Origin of the sequence: Leucobacter sp. UT-8R-CII-1-4, assembly GCF_030010235.1 — a bacterium.
Taxonomy (GTDB): domain Bacteria; phylum Actinomycetota; class Actinomycetes; order Actinomycetales; family Microbacteriaceae; genus Leucobacter.
The window spans coordinates 847,642-873,748 of sequence record NZ_JASCRS010000001.1; the positions used below are offsets into that span (position 1 = coordinate 847,642).

17 protein-coding genes are annotated in these 26,107 nt (G+C 56.1%); 7 read left to right on the forward strand and 10 right to left on the reverse strand.

What is annotated here, in order from left to right; translation table 11 throughout:
- Positions 1–10 precede the first annotated feature (10 nt).
- The 3 genes from QBL02_RS03715 (at position 11) to QBL02_RS03725 (ending at position 2,870) form a co-directional block, all read left to right on the forward strand.
- The gene (locus QBL02_RS03715) at positions 11–1,807 is read left to right on the forward strand and encodes a TraM recognition domain-containing protein (RefSeq protein WP_282725007.1); all 1,797 of its coding nucleotides are present in this window, start codon (positions 11–13) and stop codon (positions 1,805–1,807) included.
- Entirely contained in the window at positions 1,800–2,228 is a 429-nt protein-coding gene (locus QBL02_RS03720) for a hypothetical protein (protein ID WP_282725008.1), read from the forward strand. Before QBL02_RS03715 ends, QBL02_RS03720 begins: the two co-directional genes overlap by 8 nt.
- Before the next feature lie 72 nt (positions 2,229–2,300).
- Entirely contained in the window at positions 2,301–2,870 is a 570-nt protein-coding gene (locus QBL02_RS03725; protein ID WP_282725009.1) for a hypothetical protein, read from the forward strand.
- A 254-nt stretch (positions 2,871–3,124) separates the two neighbouring features.
- Here the strand turns inward: QBL02_RS03725 and QBL02_RS03730 are convergent, their stop codons facing one another.
- The 7 genes from QBL02_RS03730 to QBL02_RS03760 form a co-directional block, all read right to left on the reverse strand.
- A complete protein-coding gene (locus QBL02_RS03730) occupies positions 3,125–4,078 on the reverse strand; it encodes a multidrug DMT transporter permease (protein ID WP_282725010.1) in 954 nt (317 codons plus the stop codon).
- A 23-nt stretch (positions 4,079–4,101) separates the two neighbouring features.
- Positions 4,102–5,313, reverse strand: coding sequence for a carbamoyl-phosphate synthase large subunit (locus QBL02_RS03735; protein WP_282725011.1), 1,212 nt, complete (start codon positions 5,311–5,313; stop codon positions 4,102–4,104).
- Between the two features lie 14 nt (positions 5,314–5,327).
- Positions 5,328–7,514 carry a YhgE/Pip domain-containing protein gene (locus tag QBL02_RS03740; RefSeq protein ID WP_282725012.1) on the reverse strand — a complete coding sequence of 729 codons (2,187 nt, stop codon included), beginning with the start codon at positions 7,512–7,514 and terminating at the stop codon, positions 5,328–5,330.
- Entirely contained in the window at positions 7,507–10,125 is a 2,619-nt protein-coding gene (locus QBL02_RS03745; RefSeq protein ID WP_282725013.1) for a YhgE/Pip domain-containing protein, read from the reverse strand. The genes QBL02_RS03740 and QBL02_RS03745 overlap by 8 nt, the downstream gene beginning before the upstream one ends.
- 125 nt (positions 10,126–10,250) lie before the next feature.
- Positions 10,251–11,336: a linear amide C-N hydrolase gene (locus QBL02_RS03750; RefSeq protein WP_282725014.1), complete on the reverse strand. Its 1,086-nt coding sequence runs from the start codon at positions 11,334–11,336 to the stop codon at positions 10,251–10,253.
- A 92-nt stretch (positions 11,337–11,428) separates the two neighbouring features.
- Complete coding sequence (locus tag QBL02_RS03755; protein WP_282725015.1) at positions 11,429–12,139, reverse strand: hypothetical protein; 711 nt, start codon at positions 12,137–12,139, stop codon at positions 11,429–11,431.
- 69 nt (positions 12,140–12,208) lie between these two features.
- A complete protein-coding gene (locus QBL02_RS03760) occupies positions 12,209–13,609 on the reverse strand; it encodes a glutamate decarboxylase (RefSeq protein WP_282725016.1) in 1,401 nt (466 codons plus the stop codon).
- A gap of 364 nt (positions 13,610–13,973) precedes the next feature.
- On the opposite strand from QBL02_RS03760, the gene QBL02_RS03765 reads away from it, so the two are divergent.
- The 4 genes from QBL02_RS03765 to QBL02_RS03780 all read left to right on the forward strand — a co-directional run bounded on the left by QBL02_RS03765 (position 13,974) and on the right by QBL02_RS03780 (position 20,738).
- Positions 13,974–15,029 (forward strand): FUSC family protein, encoded by a 1,056-nt coding sequence (locus QBL02_RS03765; RefSeq protein ID WP_282725017.1) that lies wholly within the window; start codon positions 13,974–13,976, stop codon positions 15,027–15,029.
- Positions 15,026–16,225 (forward strand): alpha/beta fold hydrolase, encoded by a 1,200-nt coding sequence (locus QBL02_RS03770; RefSeq protein ID WP_282725018.1) that lies wholly within the window; start codon positions 15,026–15,028, stop codon positions 16,223–16,225. Before QBL02_RS03765 ends, QBL02_RS03770 begins: the two co-directional genes overlap by 4 nt.
- Before the next feature lie 47 nt (positions 16,226–16,272).
- On the forward strand, positions 16,273–16,983 hold the full coding sequence (locus QBL02_RS03775; protein ID WP_282725019.1) for a hypothetical protein: 711 nt from the start codon (positions 16,273–16,275) through the stop codon (positions 16,981–16,983).
- Positions 16,984–17,549: 566 nt separating this feature from the next.
- Complete coding sequence (locus tag QBL02_RS03780; protein ID WP_282725020.1) at positions 17,550–20,738, forward strand: DUF5979 domain-containing protein; 3,189 nt, start codon at positions 17,550–17,552, stop codon at positions 20,736–20,738.
- Between the two features lie 1,714 nt (positions 20,739–22,452).
- On the opposite strand, the gene QBL02_RS03785 is transcribed toward QBL02_RS03780, so the two are convergent.
- Genes QBL02_RS03785 through QBL02_RS03795 form a run of 3 tightly spaced genes read right to left on the reverse strand, consistent with a single transcriptional unit; the run spans position 22,453 to position 26,025 of the window.
- Positions 22,453–23,841, reverse strand: coding sequence for a hypothetical protein (locus tag QBL02_RS03785; RefSeq protein WP_282725021.1), 1,389 nt, complete (start codon positions 23,839–23,841; stop codon positions 22,453–22,455).
- A complete protein-coding gene (locus QBL02_RS03790; RefSeq protein ID WP_282725022.1) occupies positions 23,838–25,274 on the reverse strand; it encodes a hypothetical protein in 1,437 nt (478 codons plus the stop codon). The genes QBL02_RS03785 and QBL02_RS03790 overlap by 4 nt, the downstream gene beginning before the upstream one ends.
- Positions 25,275–25,296: 22 nt before the next feature.
- Positions 25,297–26,025, reverse strand: coding sequence for a PAS domain-containing protein (locus QBL02_RS03795; protein WP_282725023.1), 729 nt, complete (start codon positions 26,023–26,025; stop codon positions 25,297–25,299).
- Positions 26,026–26,107: the final 82 nt, after the last annotated feature.

Genomic DNA, 26,107 nt, shown 5'->3' on the forward strand with positions numbered 1-26,107 from the left:
CACTCTCCCCGTGAGTGCAGTGTTCGCGGTACTCATCGGTGTGCCCGTGCTTGCCGCAATCATGTTGCAACTGATTACTGTCGGGATCACCGCGTCAGATCGTTTGCGTGGAGACAACCGTCTGTCGCTCTTTGAACTTCTGGGGTTGTGGGGGCAGAAAGACCCCACAGTGGTGACCGGGGCAAGTATCCCCGGATGGTTGCATTGGGTGACCGTTAGCATGATGCTGACACTGATCGTTGCAGTGTCAGCGCTCATCGCGCGGATCATCTATGTGCAGGGAAAAGACCCGCAGCGGAAAAAGGGCCTCGCACCACTTTCAGACGTGGTGAAGCAGCTCGGAGAACGCGCGCTCATGCAGCAGTACGGGCCGCAGCTGCGCCCTGCAGTAGCTCAGGATGAGGCGCGGCCGACCGATTACGGCTACCGTGTGGGCGCGTTTTGGAAACTGCCCTGCTACTTGCGGGTTGAAGATCCAACCATTGTGATCGGCCCATCCCGCAGCGGCAAAGGCTGGTACCTGATCCTGAATTGGCTCGTTGACGCACCAGGTGCAGTCATCACCACGTCGTCAAAGATGGACAACGCAATCATGACAATGCAGCACCGCAAACGTGTCTCGCCTGACTATGTGCGGGTCTTTGCGCCTGGCATAGCTGGCGGCGAATCTCTCGGCCACGTCCTCAACTGGGACCCAATTGCTGGATGTCTCGATGAAGAGGCGTTGATTCGCAGAATCCATGCCCTCGTACCTTCAGGCGCATTCTCTGGAACAACGACAAATGCAGGCCACTGGGATTCCCTCGGCCAGCAGCTTTCTGCATCACTGTTCCACGCCGCGGCTTGTGCGGATGCTGATGTCGACAAGATCTGGGAATGGGTGACTGCACCGAACCGTGCGTTTGAAGCAGTCGATGCGATCCGCCGTCACCCGGAAGGGATGCCCGAGTATGCGCGCTACATTGAAGCGGTACTGCAGCAGCCTGACGAGCAGCGGTCAAACTCTTGGGGTGTACTCACCACAGTGCTCGCGTTCCTTGCATCACGCTCTGCACGCAAGTGGATGACACCAGCCCCAGGATCAGAAATCGACCTGGTGCAGTTCCTGCTGAATAAAGGCACTCTGTACCTGGTGGGCGATAAGCAGACCACGAACGGGTATGTGCGGATCATCGACGGTCTCCTTGCCGAAGTCGATTATGTGTCTAAAGGTCTCGCTGATGCGATGGGTGGCAGGCTCGACCCGCCAGTGACCTATTTGCTTGATGAGGCAGGAAACTTTGAGTACCAAGGACTCTACGAACTCATCACCGCTGGTGGCGGCCGCGGCCGTATCGGTGTTGCAGTGTTCCAGGCGAAAGACCAACTTGGCCAATATGGGCGCGACAATATGAAAGCACTCTGGGATGCGGCAGTCGCAAAGATCATCCTCCCCGGCGGCGCTGACAACGATGACCTGCGTGCAATGTCTTCTCTCGTCGGTGAACGCTGGGTGAAACGCGAACAGCACTCCTTTGGCCACGGTGACGGCAGTGTCTCCGTGGGGGAAGAAAAACGGGAGATCCTGACCGCATCTGAGATCCGTGAAATGGCGGGAGGCTACGGCTTGCTGTTCTACCGAAACATGAAGCCCGTGATCCCGAAGCTCAACCCTTTCAGTAGCCACGAGAACTATTCGCAGTTCAAAGAGGATGGAGCTGAGCTTGCAACACTGATGGCAGCAAACTCCCCATTTGCCGTCGACGTGCAACGCGCGAGCGCAGCATTTACTGAGCAAGTATCTGAGGCAGAAGCCGAGTATGCGTAAGCTTCGGCCGAACCAGCAGCGCTCGGTGGGTAGAGATGCCCACCGAGCGCTGTATGCCGAGTACATGGCATCTGCGGCCTGGTGGGAGCGTCGCCGTGAGTGGGAGCGCACCGAACTCGCGAGTACGGGCCTCCCTGCGGTGCTCTGCGTGGCGTGCAACATGAAATGGACGTTGCGCGATGATCTGCACCATATCGACTATGACCGGTTGGGCGATGAAGCCCATGACGATCTGTGGCCGATGCACCGCCCCTGTCACACGAAAATGCACCAGCTCATCGAATCGTCAAAGTCGTGGCGCAGAATGTCCCGCCGGTTCGCCAACGTTCAAGCATTGCCGGTGCTTCGTAGGGAGATAGCCGGCCTTCCTGCCGATGAGATTCAAACGCTCACCGTGACCGGCTTGAAAGAGTTTCTGTAGCACGACTGCGCGGGGTGTGTTGTCGCTCCTGTACCTGGCCAACGAAGTGTCAGCGGTGCAAAGGAGTGGATCATGTCAGAAGGAATCAGGGTACGAATCGGGAGCGATATTCGCTTTCTTCCAGAGACAGCAGAGCAGCCTGCAGCTGCGTATGCGTCAGTGGCGAAGGACAACTGGGAGCGCAACGCTGACGGGGAAATTTCCAGGCTTGAACCGACCTGGTACGACGCAAAATGGAGCGGGAAACAGGCTGAAGTTCTCTATGCACAGCATCAGAAAGGCGATGCACTCGTGCTACTTGGGAACGCGACAGAACAGATGAAAACTGGCACGGATGGACAAGAACGCCCAGTCCGCAGGTTTTTTGTCAATGCGTTCGGGAACGATGCGGCGCACAGCAACTACGTTCTACAGCGTGAGCAGACACAGCAAGCCGTAAGCACCCCAACGGCTGCGCCTCAAATGAATCACGTAGATAGCCCACAAGCCGGTCGCAAGCAGGTAGCAGTCCCAGAGACTCATGCGTCTCACGATCTTGACGCACGAGTGGATCGTTGGGTGGAGCACGCAGCGAGCTATACGCCTTCGGTGTCGAACCACCCGGCCACCGGCCAAGCGCACACGGCGGCACCGCAGATGTGACATTCATGGTGTCTCTTTTGAAGTGGTGACGGGCGACTCTCGCTCGTCACCACTTTTCTTTACTGCGCACCCTCTTTCGTCGATATGTCGTATCGGTAAATGTCAGAGGGGGCTTGCAGAATGGGTCGCAAAAGAATTCGGGTACCAGACGCGCAGCTGGCACTTGATCTGTTCGGCGAGTCTGAAAAAGATTAAAGTGAGCCGACACACCACCTCGTTCTCTCCGGTCACCGATGACGCCAGCAGCCCGCTCACTAGCTTTTGGGCGTATGTGCGTCAGCTGGGGTGGCGGCCGAACCCTGATCGTTTCCTGACTTGTCTGCACCAAGGCTATTCTGCTCGGCAAAAACGAGCCGCACCACTCCGAACATTGCAACTACACCGGCCAACAAGATCGCCAAAAGCGACCACCATGAGGCCCCGGCGGCCTCGTTCAAAATAAGAATGCCAAGGAACACGGCAATTCCGGGGTCAATAACGGTAAGCCCGGCGACCACCACATCCGAGGGATTGCAGGTGTACGCGGTTTGCGTGAAGTAAATCGTCAGCGCCGAGGCTATCCCCATGCCGAGCACGCAGATGATGGTGAGCACGGTGCCGCTGTCGAAGGAAAAAAGTCCCGACTCAACGAGCGTCTTCACTCTCGAAATAACGGTTTTGCCGAGTGTCGCAACGAACGCAGAAAACATGCCGGCGAGCACCACATACAGCACCGGGATACCTAAGGATTTCCCCTGGTTGAGCAGACGGATGACACCGGCAATGAGCAGCGCCGCGGCGAGAGCACAGAGAATGTTGATCAGCTGTTGGTCGCTAATCTTGCCCTGTGTGGTCACCACCGAAGCAATAATCACGTAGGCGGTAACCCCCAACAGCGTGACCGTGACCGATTTCACGACCCCTTGGCTGGGTCGTACACCACTGTGTTTCGCGTTGATGAGCACAGAGAACACGAGCGCAAGAATACCGATTGGTTGCACCAGGGTAATCGGCGCGAATGCCAGACTACTCATTTGCAACACGATGGCGACGCCAAACATGACCGTGCCGAACAACCAAATTTTGGTGCGCAACAATGCGCCGAACTGCGAACGGCCTTGACGGTGAGCCGTGGCGATTTGCACGCCACGGCTCTGCCAGATGTTTCCGAGCGACAAAAAGGCGGCCGAAAAGACGGCAAGTGATATCCCAATTAGAGTAGAGGTCACTACGTCAAGCTCCCTTTCCTTGGTTAGATTCGCTGAGCGTGCACTCGTTCGAGTGATTCCGCGTCAGCCATGCTCATTCCCTCGATCGCTTCGCCATTCCAGACAATGTCCTCAGCCATCGCTTTCAGCAATTCCTGACGTTCCCCATGAGCGAGTTTTGCTCCGTGAATGAGAGCAGCAGGCCCCCACATCATTGCGAATGCATCGTGCCAGCCATGGCCGACATCGTGTACCTCAAGGAGGTCGTGCAGCGACTTTTGAAAATGGGAAGCGGGTTCTGCAAACGAGTCAGCAAATACCGCCAGTCGAATTTGACGTTCCACACCGGGCTCGACCATCACCGGGTCACTTACTTCACCGGTGAGCGCCCGAATAAACTCATCAGTTTCCAGGAGGATCACACCGTTGGTCGGCCGAGGGTTGCACTCGATTGCGTAGAGCTCTCCCTGATGATTCACAAAATCGAGCGAGATCTGACCGTTGAAGCCTGGATCAAGTTCATCGATAAGTCGCTGGGTGTAATCGAGAGTGACTGTACTGTCCTCTGCAAGAAACGCGATACCTGTGCTGTGCGCCCACTGCTCTGGCGCTGTATAGGTACATTGCGCCGTCACTTTGCCGTTCACCACGATGCTGTAGGTGCACACCATCGGGCCGTCAACAAAGGGTTGCACCAGCCAAGGCTGATCCTCGGTCGGATGGCAGTCTGAGATTTCCATTTTCCCGGCAAGCGGGCCGGTGTTGGTGAGCAGGCCCACCCCGCCGCGAGAGAACACCGCACGCGCGAAAAAACTTGGAAAGCGCGCGATGGCATCGTGCAATTCATCTTCGCTGGCGACCACAACCGACTCCGGAATTGGCACCCCGGAACGTTCCACAAGTCGCTGAAAACTCCCCTTATCGTGCAGCTGGGCCAGCTTGTCAAAGTCACCGGCAAAAAGTTTCACCCCGGCTGGCAGATCGTTTTTTCTCGCCGCGAGATAAAAGACTTCCTCGAATGTTGGAATAATCACGTCGATCTGGTGTGTTCGCACCAACTTAGAAATATCCTCGATGAATTTGTCGGTCTCGAAACGAGGCGAGGCTACCAGGCTGTGCGCCGCGATATATCTTGAGTGGCTACCGATCGCCCCGTGATAGGTATCGGTGGCAACTACATAGTGCCCTCTACTCCCCAATTTTCGAATAATGTCGAGGGCAAAAGTGTTCCGTGAGCTGGTAATGAGTGCACGCATATTGTGGTGGCCTTTCACATCAGTTTGGTGGATTCGAGGGCGTGAGTAAGATTCGCGTTGAGCTTAAGAGCTGGCAGTCGCAGCACCAGTCCGATCAGCAGCGCCGGGAGAAGGAAGAGCGCCAATTGGCCAAGGTAGATCCAATAGTCACCCTGATAGATTCCAGCAATCGCCGATCTCACCGCAGAGGTGGCGTGTGAGACCGGGAGCCACGGGCTAATACTCTGGAACCACTGCGGAAGCACAGAAAGCGGATAGGCTCCGCCGCCCGCAGAAATCTGTACAACAAGCAGGAAGACTGCGAGCGCTTTCCCCGCCTCGCCGAATGAAAGCACAAGTGTGTAGGTGATCAGTGTGAAGACCGTGGACATCACCCAACCTGCCAAAAGCAGCAGGAAGGGATGCACTGGTTTCACCCCGACAAAACCGATCAGTCCGAGATAGAGCAACGAGCTTTGGAAGAATCCGAGCAATGCGAACACACCGTATCGACCAAAGTACTCCTGGGTTTTTGTTACCAGGCCTGACGCCACAAAGGTTCCGGGAGCGACGTCTGTACGAATCAGTACAGAAAGCAGCAGTGCCCCCACCCAGAGGCCAAGCACGGTATAAAACGGTGCCATTTGTGCACCAAAGGTTGCCACCGGGAACACAGGAATACGCTTCAAGCCAACCGGACTGGTCAGTTCACCCGCGAGAATCGCAGGATTGTCACCGATCAGTTGCTGAACCTCACTGAAATCCCCGCTGTTTGAAGCTTTCGCGAGTGCGTGTGAAAGCTTCGCGAGATTTCCACTGGCCTCTCGAAGATCTGCCGCAAGCTGTTTGGTCGTGGTTTCAGATTGTGTGAGTACCGCTTCGAGAGAGCCTTCCCCGCTTGCCAGCGCACTCGCTGCTCCACCGAGTTCTGAGCGGATCTGCCTAAAGTTTGCCTGCACAGCATCCAGGGTGTTCGCGAGCGAATCAAGCTTGGGGCGAAGACTTGAAGTGTAAGAATCACGAAGCTGTGCAAATGCTGCCTTCGCTTGTTGCGCGAGAGCAATAATTTCGTCGCGATCTGCGCCAAGCCCATTGCTGGATTCGAGCAGCTTTTGTGAGGCTTGGTCAACTCGTTGTTGCAGGGCGATTTGGCGCTGGATCGCAAGGTCGAGGTCACCGACAAACGATTCGAGGGCAGCCCGCACAAGTGGATCGCTTGTTTGGGCCGCTTGTGCGGCCAACGTCGCGCGAAGAGTTTGATAGTCGCCAATCTGCGCGCCCAAATCGCTTGAGATGCTGTTCAACGCGCCAACTGCATCTTGTGATTGCTGCGCGATGGAGGCGTCAAGAGCATTGACCTGATTGATGAGCGCCTGGTACCCGTTCTCGGTTTGTGTCAGTGCTGCTGGGATCGCCGCGGCGGCTTTCCGGAGCGCCTCTTGTAGTGATCGAGCATTTGCGGCACCTTTTGCGAGCACACCGGCTGTGTCGTTCGCCGCGGCGCTTGAGGAGTCGGCCAGCGATGATGCACTCTGCAAGATGGCTCTGCTGGAGCTCAGCAGAGACGCGAAAAGATCAAGTGTGACCGCGCTGGAACCGAGGCTGTCTGAGGCTCGCTCTGCACTGGAACTCAGTCTCGCCACCGCGCTCAAAGATTCGGGGCTACCGGCTTTATCAGCGAGGGCCGAAATCAAGCTCAACGCGACTTCGTCAAGAGTTTTGGTGAACGAAGAATTGATGGTGTTCGAAACTTCAGTGGCAGCTTCATCAGTGATTTTCGGAGAGAGTGCGTTCTCTTTCTCATTGGAGTAGTACTCGATCTCTCCAGCCATAGCATCCGGCGAAAGGAACGTCATCATGTCTTGGCTGAATGTTTTTGGCAGCACCAATGCCGCGTAGTATTCGCCTGATTTTGTGCCCTCAATGGCTTCAGCCTCACTGGTAAATACCCAGTTCAGATCACTATTCGCGCGAAGGTTCGAAATCACCTGTTCGCCGAGCTTCACCGGCATTGGAAAAAACTCGCTCTTATACCCCTCGTCGGCGCTCGCAACCGCAACCTTAAGGTTTTTTACATTGCCGAACGGATCCCAGCTGGAGAGAACATTGAACCAACCAAAAAATGAGGGAATGACAACAACGCCGAAGAGCACCACCATCGCAATGGTGTTTCTTGTGAGCTGGTGCAGGTCATTTCGATAGAGCTGGATGATGTTATTCATGTGCTGATCCCCCGCTCTTCAACGAAGCCAGTTCGGTGTTTGAATGGGTCGCACTTTCTTCGTGCTCCAGCCGTTGTTTCAGTTCCTGCGTTCCTAGCTCCCTGAGTTTGGAGGCAAAAGCAATGTTCTGCTTCAGGTATTCAAGCGTGACCAACAACGCAATGGTGATGAAGCAGAGCAGACCCCACAAGCCCAACACGGTCGCTTTCGCGTCGGGTATGAGCCAAGAAACGATCAGCAATAGCGCCGTGAGAAAGAGACCACTGATCACCGTAATTCTGATCATTGTGACGTGGTGTTCTGCAAACCATTTCGCCTGATGCAGTGTCTTCGCATTAAACTTCGCGTGGTTAGTGATGGCTTCAACCAGCTGCGTCACACGCCGCTTCGAGCCAAGAATCTGTACATTTTCACTGACGAACAGCCCGGTATCGCTCAGCTTCCTGTTAAATAGCCTTGCAAAGTTTCCGAGCCGCTGCCGGAAGAACAAGCCAAGCAGACACGCAAGCACAGCAAACACCGCGAGCACTGCAATTGACCGCCAATAGTTGCCGTCGTAGAAGCCGCCGATCGTTTCGCGCATGGCATCAATTCCGTAGGTGAACGGGAAGAACGGGAAGAGAGCCCTGAAGAATTCGGGCATCATCTGGATCGGATAGATTCCGGACGCACCGGGGATCTGCATAATGACCAAAAGTATGACCATGCCTTTGCCGACGTAGCCGAACGATACTGCGAGAGCATAAATCAATGCCATATAGACAAAACCCACGAAGAGGCTCGTGAGGACGTACGCAATGGCGCTCGCCATCTGGACACCGATCACCACATTGCCGACACTGACCAACAGCGCTTGGAAAAAGTTAATCACCGCAAAAAGCATCCATCTTCCGAGGTAGGCTTCCCGCACCGTGAGGCCCTCAATTCCCTCGGCGTCAACCTCCTGTTTCAGCAGCACGACCAGCACAAACGCCGCGATCCAGAGTGAGAGATTGGTGAAGAGGGGCGCCATAGCAGAACCATAGGTAGCCACGGGGAACAGAATGTGCTCTTTCACCTTGACTGGCGATGCCATGAAGTCAGCGATCTGAGTGGGATTCAGACTCGAGATATCTGCGAGTTGCTGCCAGACGCCAGCAGCGCCAAGCGCTGTGACATCGGCTCGCAAGTATTGAAGGTTTTTCTGGGTGGTTGCGAGATTTCCATCAAGCGAAGAGGTTGCGTTGCGGGCTGTAGCGAGCTGATTCTCGAATTCTCCAAGCAGCGCAATCGCCTGATCGTTCAACACTTTTTGGGCGTTCAGGGCCGCGCTGAATCCCCCAGCCGAGGCAGAGAGCGCGTGCATCGCCTGATTCACTTTTGGAAGTGTTTCCGAAAGTATCCCGTGGACAGAACCAGCTGCATCCGCCGCGTCTTGCACAGCGGCGTTCATTTGCGCCGCCGCCGCTTCGAGTTCGGCGGATACCTGGGATACCTCGCCATTTAACTGGGTCAGTTGTGTGAGCAGCTGCGCATCAGCATCGTATTGAGTTTGCAGTTCGTCAATAAACGATTCCAGTTGTGTGCGTTCTGGATCACCGGGCGGCAAAGAATTGGTATACGCCCGCAAATCCTGCAACAATACGTCCGTGCGATCAAGTGCAACCGTGGCTTGATCGAGCGCGGTGGAAACCGCGCCGCTTGCAGCGCTTACGTCGCCTGAGAGGGCCGCCATTTTCTGGTTTATCTTGGCCGAAATAGAGGTGAGTTGCGAAGAACCGTTCAGAACCGCTGAAGTGATCGAATTTGAGAACTGCATCAGCCCGGCTTGCACGTCGGCGACCAATTGCTCGGTTTGGATCAATGAGCTTTGCAGCTCATCGATGGTTGTGTTGACACTCAGGAGTGCGCCTCGCGCGTCGGCTACCGCTGTACTGCCGTCGCCCAATGCTTCCTGAATCTCGCCGATACCCTTGCGCGCACCGCCAAGTTGGTTCACTGCCGCACTCAGTTCTTTCGCCGAGCTGCTTTGCGCGGTTTCGAGTTTGTCGCCGAGGTTTCCACCTGCCTGCTCGATAGATTCGGCAATGCTTTGAGACACAGTAGAAACGAATGTCGAATTGATCTGAGTCTCTAATGTGGAAGCCCCGGTATCAGTAATTTTTGGCGTGATGGCGTTCGCCTTCTCATTCACGTAATACTGAATCTCTGGCTTCACAAATGACCCGGTGGTGAGGCTCAGCACGTCTTTACTAAAATCAGGCTGCAGCACGATGGTGGCGAACACCTCACCCGATTTCACGGCAGCTAGGCCCTCTTTCTCTCCCATAAACTGCCAGCCAAGCTGGTCATTCTGTTTGAGCTGGGCTACCACCTGATCGCCAACGTTCAGCTTGCCTGTGAACGATGAGCTTGCGCCCCTGTCAAGATTGACAATGGCGACATTGACATCTTTTGTATTCGAATATGGGTCCCAAAAGGCCACAATATTCAGCCAAGCGTAGAGCGACGGAATAATAATGATTCCGATCAGAATGAGTATTGCTTGCGGCACTCGGGCGAATCTTCGCAGGTCCCGCACCAGCACCTTCACTGCGTTCTTCACAGAATCACCCACCCATTTTTCTGTCATTGGCCAAAAGCGTGCTCGTGTCGCACGCTGCGTCGCAACGGCGATTTGGCTCGCTCTCCTGAGAGAGCGAGCACTGTGCCGGTGGCATGAGCGTGTTCATCGCCACCAGCACAGCCGGCTTGCGCCTATTTCGCGGACTTGCCGATTCCGAGCTTCTTCAGCATCTTGCTCAGCTCCGCGAACTCATCCTGTTTCTTTGCGATGAATTCGAGCGCTCCCATGCCAGTGTCGATTAGGCCGAGCGCGTCTTCGCCTGGATCGTGGAAGTTATGGCTCACCTCACCGGCAAGGCCACCTTCCAGCGCAAGCTTGCCCACCAGGTCAAGCTTCAAGATTTTTGACCCCTCGGCGAAGCTCAGTTTTTCGAAGTCAATCCACACCACATTTGGCCGAGTAGTTGATTCGAATGCGTATCGTTTATTTGTCATGTCCGCGACGACCTGCCAAATGGTTTGCGAGGCATCTGGCTTGCCAGGCTCTGGTGTGCGGAACGGCTGTGCGGCATTTCGAATAATGCTGAACATCGCCGCCATCGCCTGCAATTGAGTCTTGGGCTGCACCTGGTGCTTGACATAGTAAGAAGCCCGCGCAAATCGATCGCTTGCCAAGGTCGATCCGGGAAGCGGCTTGTCCCCGCCGAGCCCATCAATCTCTTTCACGAGTTCGAGTTGTTTGTCGTAGGTCGGAGAGTTGGTCATCACCGTGTACTCAGCGCTGTGGTACACCTTCGGTTTGCCATCGGTGTACTCGATAATTGCCGAATCGCCGCTTGCGTCGTTCAACGCAAGATGCAGGGTCGGCACCAGATGACCGGTCGGATCAAAAAGCTGCGAAACCTGCACTCCGGTTTCCTCGGTCCACGCGACTGCCTCGGCGACGGTGGCGAAATTGTCCAGATAATACTGCAGCCAAATAGCTTGGCTGAGCTGCAGGTCACCCTCGGCAGGCTTGCCATAATCAGATTCGGCGAGCCACAGAATGTGGCCGGCGAAGCCTTCTTCGTTCATGCCGTCGGTTGCGATGAGATCAAATGCGGTAGCAACGACGCTGCCGTACTTTGATTTCCACGCGAGTTTCCCATTCACACCATCCGTGCGAGAAATACCGCGCGGCATTTTCCAAAGGTTGCTCAAGAGATCCATGTGGAAATCCATGTTGCGTCCTACAATCACTGCCCCATTTGCATCGGGCCAAAGTACACGTGTACACATCTGACTTGTTTCCTTACTACTTGTACTCACAGGGTGAGTTGTTGCCCTCGGCCAATCGGTTCGGGCAGTATTCGATAGTTTTTTGGAGCAACCTAGTTCGCTGTCGCGAGGTCTTGTGCTGACGAGAAGTCATTGTTTGCGCTGCGGTTCCAAGGCAGCGCTGGCAGCACAATTGCTGATGCCAGAACAAAACAGATCGCGCCCACAAAGGTGCCCCAATTTGCGAGTGGAGCGTCCTTGCTGCTTCCGTCGTTCTGCACAAACGATCCAACGGCAGAAAAAGCAAAAGCGATACACCCGATCATGTTGATGTGGGCCGACCACCAGCTCGGATTTCTGGGGCTCCAGAGTGTGTGCGAATCACGGTAGAACGCCACGTACACAAAACACGCACTAATCAGAAAGGCGATGGATCCGCCGGCATCCGGGTTCCACATGTAATGTTTCTCTGCGTTCACCGAAGAAGCGGTGAGCGCCGCAGTGGTACTCACATTGAACAGCAACGTGCCAAAACTCTGAGTAGCTGCAGCAAGCCATTCTGCGCGAAAAGCTTTTCCGTTCCCGTAGCTCACTGCAACAGTGGCGTCACCGCTAAGTACAACTTGGAAAAGACCAGCAGTAGTAAAAAACCAGGCCCCTGTGAAACAGACCCAGTTGGTGAATGCCGTTCCGGCAAAACCCCAAATGGCTGCTGCTGATCCGATCGCGAACAGGGAGCCGCCAATGATGAAATACCAGCTCTGTTTGGTCAGAGTTGGCATCAACGCCGGTACAACTGCGACGATCTTCTTCGATCCGCTCATCTTCGTTCTCCTGTTTGTGGTTCGCCAGCGAGCGCGGTACTCAGCGCACCGCGCTCGCCAGCCGATCACCTAGTGAGCGAATTGATGGTTCTTTGCTTCGCGCGGCAACGGCGATTCAAGACTGTCAAGGAAAGTCACTTCTTCGTTCAGCGCTACTAGAAGGTGGGTTGCAAGATCTTTGCTGAGGTCAGCTCGAACTACGATGCGCTGGACAATCATGTCGGCAATGCTGTCAGGCATTGGATACGCAGGCACCAGCCACCCGCGCATTCGCAGCCGATCAGCCAGATCATAGAGATCCCAGTTGCGTGGCTTCTTCTTCAGCTTCCACGCGAACACTGGAATAGTGTCGCCTGCGCTAATCAGTTCGAAGTCTTCCATCTTTGCGATTTCTGATGAGAGATAGGTGGCGACGTCAATCGATCCCTGCTGGATTGCACGGTAGCCATCCCGGCCGAGCCGCAGGAACTGGTAGTACTGCAAAAGAACTTGGGACCCAGGGCGAGAGAAGTTGAGCGCGAGCGTGGGCATGTCGCCACCGAGATAACTCACGTGGAAAATCAGACTCTCCGGGCAGACCGCCTTATTCCGCCACACAACCCAGCCGACGCCCGGGTACACCAGACCGTACTTGTGACCCGAGGTGCTAATCGAATTCACCCGGTCTACCCGGAAATCCCATTCGAGCTCCGGCTGACAGAATGGAGCAACCATCCCGCCCGATGCACCATCAACGTGAATCTTTACGTCGATGCCGGTGGATGCTTGAATCTCGTCGAGTTTCGCAGCGATTTGGGCCACTGGCTCATACAATCCGGTGTAGGTCTGTCCTAGAATTGCGACTACACCGATCGTATTCTCATCGACATACTTTTCGAGTTCGAAACCATCAAGTACAAGATGGTCCTCGGTCACTGGCACGTAGCGGGCCTCAACGTCCCAATAGTTGCAGAATTTTTCCCAGACGACCTGCACACCCGACGAAAGTACGAGGTTTGGTTTCTCCGTCGATTTCCCCTCGGCCTTTCGGCGTTCTTGCCACAAACGCTTGAGCGCGAGTCCACCGAGCATACAGGCTTCCGAAGAACCAATAGTCGATGTTCCGATTGTGTCGTTCGCATCAGGCACATTCCAAAGATCAGCAATCATTCGCCAGCAACGATCCTCAATCTCTGCTGTTGCCGGATATTCGTCTTTGTCGATCATGTTTTTGTCAGCTGCTTCGAGGTGAAGCTTCTGAGCGTTCTCGTCCATCCATGTTGAGACAAACGTGGCGAGATTTAGTCGGGAATTGCCATCGAGCATGGCGGAGTCGTGAACGATTTGGTAGGCCGTGTCCGGATCCATCATGCTCTCAGGGATCTTGAACTTCTCAAGCACAGTGCTCTCGCCAGGGCGTGTGAACACTGGCTGAATCGCCAACACTGCCTCAGCGTCTTGCTGTGCAGCAGTACGGAATCGCTCGGACATATTCAGAACCTCTCAGACTTAGATGAAAGCGCAAAGCTCGATAGAACTCTGCTCTGGCCTTACTTCCCAGACGATTGACGCTCGTCGTTCACGGTCTCGCACCCACAGTCGGCTGCAACGACGTCGTCAACACCCAGTGGATCCCGGTTTCCCCCCAAATACCCGCTGTTTCATATGTTTTGCACAGCTGTGAACCGGTTTCTTGCCAAGAAGGCTAGCACCGGTGAAGGTCAAATAGCGACCCCTTTTCAAATAATCAGTCAGTGATGCAGAATAGTTGCACTGAAATTAAAGAGCTATTGATCTGGGCTTTTGATCATGGCAACATTGCATCCAACGATGATGCGCACGCGAGAGGAACAGATTGACGTTCGAATCGCCGCCGCCTGCCGCAGTCAGCACAGAGCGTTCAGTACCTTCAACAGCTCACCAGAAGCTAGTCCTCGGACTGCAGATCCTCGCGGGTCTATTGATCATCGCCGCCCCGGCATTTATTGCAAACCAATTCATTGATGGCGTGATGAGCGTTGCATTTTTTGGCGTACTTGCCGCCGCATTTGGCTGGATGGAGGGCGGCACAAAGGGCGGTTTTCTGATTGTGACAGCGCTATCCGCGCTCGGTCTTGCCTCGGTTGCACTTCAATCACACACCCTGATTCTCGCGCTCATGCTGCTTGCCCTCGGAGTGCTCTACGGATACTTCTCGAGCAAAGGTCTCGGAGCTGCGGTGCTGCAGCTTCCGATATTGACGCCCTACTTCATGATGAGGCCGCCACCCCTCTTCCATGATCCTCCCGTGGTGAATGCACAGTATGCGTTCGGCATTGTTGTGGTGATGCTTGGTTCCGGACTCTGGACCATGCTGGTTCTTCGATTGGTGCTCGGAACACGAGGCTTGCGCCGCGAACGCGTGGCAAATCGCAGGGTGCCAATCGCCTATGGCACTGTGCTTGGACTGATTTCGGCTGCAGTGTTGCTCGCCGGCACCGCAACCGGGCTGAAGTCACACTGGGTCTGGATCACCCTCACGCTTTACTTGCTTGCTGATCCGGTGAAGCTGGTGCAGCCCAAAAAACTCATTGGCAGAGCGCTCGGCACCGCGGCAGGATTCGGAATCGTCTCCCTGCTCGCATTGCTCGGGGCTTCAGATCAGCTACTCGCAGCCTGCGCGCTGCCAGCCATCTGGCTATGTATCTACTCGATGGCTGTAAAGTCACCGTACTGGATCTACGCAATGCTGCTGACCGTCGCCGTCGTACTCATGAATTCGGCGGGCCTCGACACATTGTTACTCGATGCTGAGCGGCTCGGCTTCACATTATTGGGCACAGCACTTTCCCTCGCTGCGGCATTACTCATGAATCTCGTCTTTCATCATCGATTCGGCGTGACCGCAACGCCGGAAGATGAGTCGCTATGAGGCACGATTCGCAAGAGAGCCGCGTTGCTTCGCTCGTCCGTCGCAGTCTTGCCGTGAGCTCCATCACGCGAGATGAAACCAACTATTCACCCGAATTCGCCCTGCGTTATGTCCGCACAAAACACCGGTCAGCCCACCCGCCGGTGCTGGTGATCCCCGGCGGCCCAGGACTCGCATCGGTGCTTCCCTACCGAACGTTCCGATCTCTCGCAACACGTGGCGGCATCAATCTGATTATGGTTGAGCATCGCGGTATTGGCTTTTCAAGAAAAGACCGTGCGGGCGCAGATCTGCCATTCTCGGCCATGCGCATCTCCGAGGTGCTCAAAGATCTTGTCGCCGTGCTCGACCAAGAGGGCATTCACGAGACCATCATCGTCGGATCGTCGTATGGTTCCTATCTTGCTGCGTCTTTTGGTGCCGCCTACCCAGAACGTGTTTCTGGCATGATTCTGGATTCTGCGTTACTCTCGTCAAGCCATATTGAGCTAGAACGCGAGACAGTGAGAGCCACGCTTCTCAATCCTGATCTGCCACTCTCGGAGCTCATTTCCGAACTCTCCACGTCCGGTGTACCGCCGCGAATCCTGCTAGATATCGCCAGAGCCGGCTATGAACTCGGCGGTTACGAATTAGTAACCGCGCTGCTGCGCAGTCGGCTCCGTTCCGAGCGTTCACCAAGCTGGAATGCGATGCAGAGCTACGCCACACGAGACGCTTCAATCGCGAGAATTCCGGGAATCTACGAGTTCGACCTTGCAGGAGTGATCGGGTTCAGAGAGCTTCACTATGGAGTGGAACCCGACGGCCTCCCGCTGGATCCGGCCCTCACCTATTCCCCTCTGATCAATCGGTTTCCCGCGTTCACCAACGAGCCATACAAGCTATCGCAGCATTTCGCAGAGTTTCATTGGCCAATTGTCGCGCTGTCTGGAACCCGAGATCTGCGCACGCCGCCACAGATCGCACAATCACTCTTGAGCGCCACCCCCGATGCGACCCTGGTCTCAATCAATAATGGACACAGCGCGTTAGACACGCATCCACTGGCGCTGCTGAATTCCATTCGCTGGCTCCTCGCTGGAAACCAGCATCGCTTGCCAGCAGTCGCAGCGTGGCTCGACCAGCTGCCAAAAAAGGGGCTTGCTGCGCGGTTACCGCAGCTCCTGAAACTGGGTGGGCGCCTTGGCCTCTAACAATCGTCGACGGGCAAAGTTGACTGTCGCTACGAGCGAGCTCAACGTTGGCTAGTCACAGCGGCATATTTGCGGTTGTGCTCTCAATCGTCGTGTATGCGCTCGTCATGGGGTTGCGGCCCGAGATCCATGCAGCGACCGCAGAGCTCTTGGCCCGCGGTGAGTCTGTCTTGCAGAAATTGACTTGGATGATGGCCGGCCTAGCATTCGGCGCGACCCTCATGTTTGTGGTGCTCCAATTTGTAAACCCAACGAACTTTCTCAAGTTTTTGCATACCGAAATCGACAAAACCATCATCAACTCACGAATCGAACTCATCACAGGCGCCGCCTTCGTGGGAATTGGCATGGGCATTGCGGTGTGGCGTATCGTGCGACCGCATCCGCGCAGCAAAGGCACTCGAACCCAGGCAAAGCAGGCCACTAAAGCATCTGCGATCATGCACTTTAGCATCGGTCTCGCCAGCCCAATTTTTGCCTTCACATCTTGGCCGGTGATGTATCTTGTCGTTCGAACTATCTCAGCAAGCGACGAGAGACTGTTCGTTCGAATACTCGTGTTTGCACTCTTTCTGCTGCTCTTGATCACCCCGTATATGTTGCTGGCGTGGGCTTGGCCGCGGTTTCCAGCTTTCGCACAATGGGCGCACAGCGGCTACATCAGACTCTCTCATGCAGATTGGCGTTGGATCCTGTCTGCCGTGTGCACACTTTCCGGGCTAAGTATCATCGCATTTGAACTTGTCTCCCATCACTAAATGCGGTCTTTCTTATCTTCAACGGCCTCCCCCCTGCACTTGCCCACTCCCGGACAAAGTGCTCAGAACAGCAGTGACCAGTGCATCACGATGTAATGAAATGACTGGTCGGGAGTCAGCAATGAGGTGGGCTTGCTCGGTGATGCCCGCAGGTCGGGTGCACGCAAGGAGCAATGGGCTGGACGAGGGATTGCTTGTACTTTCATGTGGGATTTGCTGTTGTATCTGGTTGTCATCCACAAGCCGCGTCCCACATAAATGTGGAAGCAAATGTATGTGGCTGCAATCGATTTGAATGCGTCACTCCATGCGGCATGGACGCATTGTGCGCCCTCACCCACTGTCATTGCGGCGCAATTGGCAGACATGGTTACCGTCCTATCAACCATGCCGGAAAAGCCCATGTCGAGGAAGTCATCTATGCGCGCATCAGTTCAGTTTGTGGTGACCGCTTCTCTTAGCAGACTTTCCCCGGTAGTTAAGCGTAAGCGGATGAATAAACATTGACAGTTCACGGACTACGAGTAAAAATCAGGTAGGAACGATCATATGGACCCGGGGGCGCAATGAAGCACGAACTGGCAAGACATCGACACCGATTCTCACAGCTCATTGCCGGGTTCGTCGCGGCACTCGCCATCATCAGTTTCTCAATAGCGACACCGACCGTCGCCACCCCAGCGTCGGCCGCACCGATCGCTGTCGCGGCTGTGGTGGGACCCACTGGACCGATCACAGTGCCCGCGTGTACCGGCACGACTTCGTCGTCGTATGGCACCTCGAACACGCCCACAGGTTTTACCTTCGCGGAGTCGAGCACAGGCGCTCAAGATTTGCGTAGCGGAAAGACAGTTATGCTCTACGGAAATCAAGGATCCGTATACGTTGATGGCAACGGCAATAACATTAGTAACGGCTCGGGAGGGCTGCCTTATTGCGGAGCCCGTGTTCTCGACAGCGGAGAACTCGAAGTTGACTGGCGTTTCTGCACTGACCAAGGAAAACGAGGTTGCGCTAATGAATCGCCCGGCTCTGAATGGACTGGCACGCCAGAAAATCTCCTCACCTATGATCAGAAGCTTCAGATCGCAAATGTGCTGGTCGGCGCCCCACTCTCAACCAAACGGGATCGGGCAATAACCCAGCTTCAGGTCTGGTGCATCTCTGATAATTGGGCAGAGGGATCAGTAAACACCGATGCGAAAACATACTTCAATTACAACAATTTTCAGGGCTCTGAGACCGGAAATGATCTAGAAACGCGCAAACTCTCAGACGCTGAGGCACGCTGCAACTATCTGCCCGTTCTCACGCAATCGCCAGAGCTGACCCTGACCGGCCCCAGCAGCGCGATCGAGGCGAACACTCCGGCGCAGTTCGTCCTCGCGACAAATGTGACAACGCCTGTCACTCTCACCAGCACTGGTGCCTCGTCGCTGCAGCTGTGCCCTGTCGATCAGGACGGCGCCACCTTCGACGGAAAGACGTTACAGCTCAACGAGCCTGGCACTGTAACGCTGTGTGCTAGTTCAACGGCGACAGCAGAGGTTTCTGTGACGGCAGACACGGGAGACCTGCCTCAGGCTGCGGAACTGAATCTCCTCTGGAACGGAAACCGCGGCTGCCAAGTCTTTGCAGATTATGTGGAAGGCGCAAAGGTACGTCTGACCCAAACCGCGAACGCCAACTTCCTCGGTTCAGGTACCTTCACGGTCACCAAAACGTTTGATGGCATCACCCCTACAACAGGCGACCTAGACGATCTCACCATCGGATTATCGTATGTGGTTACCGGTGGCCCTTCTCTTCCCTCAGGAACCCCAGACAATGGTCGTCTCGTGCTGAACCAAGCAAATGGTTTCACCGCAACGGGCCCGACTTACCCTGACGGCACCACCGTGTCGATCACGGAAACTGGGGTCACAGGACTCCCAGCAGCGTTGGAACAGCAGAGCGCTAGCTGGACGGTCAACGGTCAGGTTACGACCGGAGATACTGTGGAGATCATGGTTGGCGACGGCAGCACAGTGGCCGTCACGTTGACCGATACCCTTACTGAGGTCCTGGGCACGTTCGAAGTGCGCAAGAGCTTTGCAACTGAGAACGGCCCCTTATCTCCACCCGCAGACACCGAAGTGGAGGTGCGCTGGTGGGTACAAGGATCCGATGAGAGTACCGCAGAAACTATTACCCTAAATGTCTCAAACGGTTTTATGTCTCTGCCTGGCGCAGACGAGACAAATCCGACACTGTTTCCTCTAGGCACGACAATCTTGCTCGAAGAGATAGCAGTGCGACCGGGGCTTCCTCCCGGAATCTCAAACGTTGTCGATTGGGGTAGCAACACGGTTCCGGGTTTTGAAGGTAATCGTGGCATGGTAACGATCGCTGAGGAATGGGACCCGACGTCGCACACGCCGGGCGGAGATACATCGGCTGCTGAAGTGCAACTCACGAACGGAATAGATATCTCCAACGGTTCGCTTACGGTTCGCAAGCTTGTCGAAGATGAAAACGGTGACACGCAGCCGGGTGTCGGCGATGGGCACTTCGATGACGTTGAAATCCTGATCACGGTAACCTGGGTGAACGACCCACTGAACGTGCATGGTAGTAATGTGCTGCTACTGAACTCCGGAAACAACTGGACCGTGGGACTTGGCACTGACTTGCCAGTAGGTACGGTTGTGACAGTGGAAGAGACTGAAATCAGGAGCTCAGATCCCAGCATCGAGTGGTTGGGAACCCCTTTATGGTCTTGTGCAAATTGCACACCACCCTTCGAGAACGTGTCAGGTGATACGCCGACACAGAGCGTCACTATCCCAGATGCATCTAATGGCGGAGCTATCCCAGATCTCGCTGTCACTATGACGAACAAGTATCGCGTAATTACTGGATCTTTCTCTGTTGAGAAAATCGTTGCAGGTGAGATCGATCGCAACGATGAGCGACTCCACGGGATCGATTTCACCGCGCAATGGACCTCGACTGATCCGTCACAGCCTGGCGGAGAATTCGTCCTGAGTGCCCCTGATTGGGTCGCGGTTCCGGTAAACGAAGCTGGCGATCAAGCCTCATTCCCACTCGGAACCGAGATCACACTGAGCGAAGTCGATCTGCCAGTCATTCCCGGAGTTGTGTGGGGTGACGATGTGAAGTGGAGCATTGGCGACGAAGGACTTGACGCCTCATTCACCATCATTCAAGAAGGATCGGCACCATCAGCGGCCGTCTCCCTTACGAACTTTGCCGAACTACACGAGGGCAGCTTTTCGGTCGCAAAGTTCGTTCACAGTAATGCCCCAGCAGATACGAGTGAAGCACGTTTCGAGGTGAGTTATCGTTCACCCGGAGATAATCCTGCCCACGAGGGGACACTCACCGTTTTGAATGACGGTGAAGCATTCTCAGAAGCGTTCCCGACAGGCACCGAACTCGTGTTGGAGGAGATTGTCCCTGCGCCGTTGCCCGGAACTGAAGGCTGGCAGACGCCACAGTTCGTCGATTTTGACGGCAATGCTCTTGAGGCGCCAGTGCTGATAACGATCGGAGATGGCACCGATGTGCGGGTCAACCTCATCAACACCACTATTGAGCCTGATGATCCAGGCCCCACGCCACCAATCCCGAACAAGCAGGGTCTAACTAACACGGGTGCTGAAGCGGCCTTGTTTTGGGTTTGGGCAGCCATTTCACTCGCGCTCATGCTCGGCGGCACCGCAGCGTTGGTTACCTCGAAACGACGCAGCTAACTTCAGTCCCTTGGCGTTTTCTGTCCCTAGAAGGATTGAAACCAGGATGCTTCTTCACTGTCATGGGCATCTCGCGATGCCCTCCCACAACCCCAAAGATTCTCATGCACCGAACACGACAAACCTCCGAAACCGGGCTCTGGAGGAGTGGAGAGAAGGCATCATAGCAGATCAATCCGCAAGAGATACCAGGCAGTATTTCGAAATACGAACGTGAACGACCCCTGCTGGGTAGATGATAGATCGTTCCCTCCGATAACTACGTGTCTGGATCTCAGGCTCCTGGGGATGAGTTGTTACCTACTGATTACATCGCTGCATAGGTCGCTAGTCGACTTGCGCGTGATAACACACGGCATGCGTCCCCATCGAGGCGCGAGGGGAGCATTGCGGAAAGAGCAAACACGCATACATGCCGCGCCTCCGGTTCTGCGTCCGTCGTGTCAGTTCGCGGGAATTCATTTCAGATTTTCAGCACATTTGAGAGCGCAGTGTTTAAAGAGATTTCGGCAGTTGCGTGCCGCACCCCTGCGCCTTGCCACCCTCAGAGACGACCTTTGGGAGTGAAGCCGTTAAACGGCGGAAGCTCGGAGAAGTAGGTGCCTTCGTCTGCCAAGGTGACCAGGCCTAGGAAGCTGGGAAGGGCCCTGCGAATTATCCAATCGGCAGCATCCTCTGCGCGAACAGGGGTCTGGTGCTTCGGGGTTCGTGAGCGCATTGGTGTTGCGGTCTTTCAGCCATTGCTTGATCGAGCTCATTACGAGCAAGAGTGCGGCAACAAGCACGATCGCTGACACAAGCGTTTCTAGCAACAAAATGATTCCCCGTTTGAAGCGACTATGAATTTGACTTCACGTTAAAGCCTAGTTTGGGGCTAGTTGCTGTGATGTTTGGTTTCAGCATTTAGAAGGCTTATTCTACCGAATGGTAGACCTGGCGCTCATCATGAACGATGCAGGGTGACCTTCTGCCGCGGATCCTTTGTCTCATCCTACGAAAGCTTTGCGGCACTGATGTGATGGCTTAGATTTAGAGGGGCCTCCGAGTCGTTTGACTGCAAAGTCAACGTTTCCGGTATCCCATGTGCCCCTGAGAGCTTGATCAACTTTCAGGGGCACTCTTTATGTGACTTCAATGCGCCAAGGCTGTTAATTTAGTTGAACCTTCCGTGCCGCGTCGTGTGAGAGTCAGAAACTTCGCTGGCCGCCTACGGGTCGCCGGACAACGCGACAATTTACGGCGCGAGCGCGGGGGTCTTCGCGCATGGCAGCTCACAGGTCGGAGTCGACCTGAATGTAGGGCATGCGTTCGCGTTCGTTGCCCTAAGCCTCGGTCGACCCTTGCCCTATATAGAGTAAGGATCCGCCAGAGCTCGCAACTCCTTCTGCCAACGGCCTGTCACTCCTTGTTAGCGGTGACGCAGGAACTATTAGCGGATACCTATTCCGCGCGATCGCATCTTCAGCAAGCGGAAGCATGACAAGCCTTCCTGCAAAGCTCACCGTCACTGTGAACGATGTCCCCGTAAGCCCGGGCAAGGTTTCCGCTAATTCAAACCTTGCCCTCACTGGGGGGAACTCGAATCTTGTCTGGTGGGGAATGGGCGTCCTGCTGATCCTCGGCAGCAGCCTGGTAATTGCGCATCGTTTCACATCGTACGAAGCTCAAAGGCGGTTTAGAGGTTCAATCCCTTCCACGGCATCACTTCCATGGTTTACCTGCTGAGACGGTCTATGAATTCGCGTACGTCGCTCGAAAACTGAGATGCGGGAGATGCACCGAGGTAGGGCATGTGGCCAGACTCGTAGCGGTTCAGGTGCACGCGACCCTCCTCGTATTGGAAACGGCTTAGAGCATACTTCGTCGCCTCGAGCGTCGTGACGAGGTCGTAATCGCCTGCCGCAATGAGCAGTTCAAAACCCGGGTTGCGCCGCAGAGCCTCTGCAAAGTCGCCAAAGGAGTTCTTAGCAGGCACCCTTTCTCCGTCGTAGTCCCAGTGCGAGAGCGTGATACGAAAGTCGATTGAGCGGTACTCAAGATCGCTGGCGTAGCCAAGCTCTTCGCGCAGGTATTGCTCGATCGTCCCAGTAAACTGTGGGGCGTAGCGGCCCATGCCGGGGTCGTCGGCGACCGGGTCGACGCCTGCGTTTTGCGCGGGAAGCGTGTAGCGGCTGTCATACATACCGATGTGCTGGTTCTCGCCGGCGCACAGGGTGCGAGCGAACTCTGGCAGCGAGATTCGCAAGTTGTTTGCGAAGAGGATCGACGGGTCGATGCCGGTGTACTTCGCGAGGCGCTGTGCGACCTCTTGCCGCTGCGTCGGCGCGAGGCGCGACCCGCTCACGAGTGCGGGCAGCAGCGTTTCAACAGCGAAACGTTCGACCTCATCATCTGACGCTGCGGGGGCGACATCGTGAAACTGGGCAGAGCGCGCGAGAGTCGGCACCTCGAGGGCGGTCTGCACGTCGCCCGTCCAGCCGCTCTCCCCGAGACCGAACGCCGGGCCGAGCACAATCGCGCCGCTCAGGGAGGTCGAACGGGTGGTGCCGCCGTGAAAGGGCCCACCGTTTGCCATTTTTGCGATGCGGGCGGCACGAAGCGTGCCGTAGCTTTCGCCCGCGACGAATCGGGGCGAACTCTCGCGCCTGTTCCGGCGCACCCACTGGCCAATAACCTCGAGCGTTGCGCGGGCATCTTGCTCGACGCTGTAGAACTTCGTGGTGTCGACCGCATCGTGCAGTCGGCTGTAGCCGGTGCCGGGCGGGTCGATGAACACGAGGTCGACGGTATCGAGCGGGGAGTGCTCGTTATCTGCCAGCTCGAAGGGTGGGGTCATGGGCGGTTCGAGCGAGTCTGCCGCTGCGACCCGGCGAGGGCCGATTCCAAGGTGCATCCACACCGAAGAAGATCCGGGGCCGCCGTTGAATACGAAGAGCACGGGGCGTGCTTGCTTCTCTGGCGCAGGCAGATCGGTGCGCAGGTATTGGATGCAAACGTAGCGGGCCCCGGGCCCATCCTCGCCGTCACTTACGTCGAACTCGACGACCGAGCCCTCGTAGCTGATCTCGGCGCCACCGATATGCGCGGTGCGGGTGAGGGTCATTGGGAATCCTTCTTCGTGAGAAACGCGCGCAAGTCTTCGTTGAGGCTCGTGGCGGTGTCTGGGCTGCTGTACATCATGTGACCGCCCTCGTACCAGCGCACGGTGACGCGGTCGCTCGGCAGCTCCCACTGGCGCAGCAGGTGATCGGCGGCACCGATGGTGGTGAGCGAGTCGTACATGCCGGTGCCAACAAAGAGGCGCACCTTGGGTGACTGCTTCATCCAGCGCGAAAGGTGGGCGGGGTATGGATAGGTCTGGAACGGCGATGGCTTACCCATCAGCATGAACCTGGCGCCCGCACTATCGCCCCACTCCCAATCGCGCCCGGCGGTCGCATCGAGCACGCGGTACGGCTGATCTGCCGCACCGCCAAATACCTCTGCGAAAAGTTGGTGAAATGCTGCGGTGTAGCGTGGGGTGAGCTGTGTGTTCGTCGCGTCGATCGGCAGCTCACCGAATGACGCATCGGGGGCCGCCACCGTATACCGGCCGTCGTTTGATCCGATTGCGAGTCCGCGATCTCGAAGCAGTCGCGCGCGAAAATCTGACTTGTTGATCCAGAGTCGCGATCGCACGAGTTCGTCTGCGGGAATCCCGATCATGGTAGACATTTTGTCTGCCATCGCGCGAAGATCCTCTTCGCTTGCCTTCGTGCCCTGCAGCATGACCCGAGCGAGATCGCCCCAGGCGTAGTCGAGAGCCGCCCGAATAGCTTCTTCGGTCGTCGAGTGCTCGGTGGAGCCAAGGCCGTGAAACCGTGCGACGGCCGCTTTATAGGGAAGATTGGCGAGGGCGCCGACGACGTTGCCGGGGCGTTCAGAGATCTCTTGAATGTTGACCGCCTGCCCGAGCAGCAGAATGCCGTCGAGCGGGGCGGTGTCGAAGCCGTGCGATGCGGTGGCGAGAAAGGCGGCGCGGTGCGTGCCGTAGCTTTCACCGAGAAAGTACTTGGGGCTGTTCCAGCGCTCGTGCGTGATGACCCAATCGGTGATTGCCGCCGCGACGGCCGCGGCGTCGGCCTCGACCGAGTGGAAGTCCGTGAGTTCAACGCCCTCGTCTACCGAACCGAAGCCGGTTCCTGGTGCGTCGAGGAAGACAAGATCGGCGATGTCGAGGATCGAGCTCTCGCTTGTGGTGATGCCATAGGGAGGAGCGGGCGCAGCCTCGACATCGGTCGGAACATCTGCGCGAAACGGGGCGATACCGCTGAGGTGCAGATAGCTTGTCGCTGCGCCCGGCCCGCCGTTCGTGAGAAAGAGCACCGGCCTGCTTGCTCGCTCGATCGGTGACGCTTCAACGATATAGCTGAAAGCCGAGAGGGTGCCAACGGCGGCCCCGCTGACGTCCCGAAGGGGCAGCTGCTCAAACCGAATGGTGTAGTCGATGGTCTGGTCGCCGAGTGTGGCGGAAAGCCTGGCGCTGCGCTCGTCCATGTGTGTACTCCGTTTGCTCGGCTCAGGCGTCGGCCTGGTCGAGTTCTTGCTCGATTTCGTTGAGATAGTTGTAAATTGTGTGCCGACCAACGCCGAGGTGCTGCGCTGCGATGGGCACCGCTTCGCGCATGGTGAAGAACCCGCGGTCGCGCAATTGCCGTACGATCTCGACCTTGTGAGTCTTCTTCATCGAGGTGACGGGCAGGCCGCTCTCGGCGACGGCCTGGGCCAGAATTCCCTGAGCCAAATCGTCAACTGAGGCGGGAAACTTTTCGGTGACGGTCTCGGCGCCGCGAAGTGAGGGGTCAATCGTGGTGATCGCGCTGAGCGCCTTCAGCATCTCTTGTGCGCGCAGTACCTCACTGATGTCTGTATTAATGCAGAGGCAGGCCACGGGTCGCCCCGATTCAGCCTTGAAGAAAATACTCGAGGAGCGCATCGGATGCCCATCGTCGGTCTCGGTGCGATAGCCGATAAGCGGTTCGCTCCAGCCCGATGAGAACGTGCGAAGGCCGAGGTCGGTCGCCGGCCCGCCGATGCCGCGCCCAGTAATGCCGCCAGCGATGACCGCAATCGTATTAGGCATCTGCGTGAGATTATGCAGCAGCACCTCGGTTTTCGGTGCGAGCGCTAAGGCAAGCGGCTCAATAATGGGACCGACCAGCGTCACGATCTGTTCGGCGTGCGCGCGTTCAGCCTCCGTGAAATCCGGGTCTTTTACCGGCGTCAATGCAGACCAATTGCCTGTCATGTGTTCCCCCTTGAATCAGTGACGGGATCTCCTGTATGTAGAAAATCTGTCACAAAGTGTTGAAGATCGCAATGCTCGTTCC

Excerpts from the sequence above, each read along its gene's own strand:
- QBL02_RS03720 (WP_282725008.1), top strand. The coding sequence starts at position 1,800 with ATGCGTAAGCTTCGGCCGAACCAGCAGCGCTCGGTGGGTAGAGATGCC.
- QBL02_RS03725 (WP_282725009.1), top strand. The coding sequence starts at position 2,301 with ATGTCAGAAGGAATCAGGGTACGAATCGGGAGCGATATTCGCTTTCTT.
- QBL02_RS03735 (WP_282725011.1), bottom strand. The coding sequence starts at position 5,313 with ATGCGTGCACTCATTACCAGCTCACGGAACACTTTTGCCCTCGACATT.
- QBL02_RS03740 (WP_282725012.1), bottom strand. The coding sequence starts at position 7,514 with ATGAATAACATCATCCAGCTCTATCGAAATGACCTGCACCAGCTCACA.
- QBL02_RS03745 (WP_282725013.1), bottom strand. The coding sequence starts at position 10,125 with ATGACAGAAAAATGGGTGGGTGATTCTGTGAAGAACGCAGTGAAGGTG.
- QBL02_RS03750 (WP_282725014.1), bottom strand. The coding sequence starts at position 11,336 with ATGTGTACACGTGTACTTTGGCCCGATGCAAATGGGGCAGTGATTGTA.
- QBL02_RS03755 (WP_282725015.1), bottom strand. The coding sequence starts at position 12,139 with ATGAGCGGATCGAAGAAGATCGTCGCAGTTGTACCGGCGTTGATGCCA.
- QBL02_RS03760 (WP_282725016.1), bottom strand. The coding sequence starts at position 13,609 with ATGTCCGAGCGATTCCGTACTGCTGCACAGCAAGACGCTGAGGCAGTG.
- QBL02_RS03770 (WP_282725018.1), top strand. The coding sequence starts at position 15,026 with ATGAGGCACGATTCGCAAGAGAGCCGCGTTGCTTCGCTCGTCCGTCGC.
- QBL02_RS03780 (WP_282725020.1), top strand. The coding sequence starts at position 17,550 with ATGAAGCACGAACTGGCAAGACATCGACACCGATTCTCACAGCTCATT.
- QBL02_RS03785 (WP_282725021.1), bottom strand. The coding sequence starts at position 23,841 with ATGACCCTCACCCGCACCGCGCATATCGGTGGCGCCGAGATCAGCTAC.
- QBL02_RS03790 (WP_282725022.1), bottom strand. The coding sequence starts at position 25,274 with ATGGACGAGCGCAGCGCCAGGCTTTCCGCCACACTCGGCGACCAGACC.
- QBL02_RS03795 (WP_282725023.1), bottom strand. The coding sequence starts at position 26,025 with ATGACAGGCAATTGGTCTGCATTGACGCCGGTAAAAGACCCGGATTTC.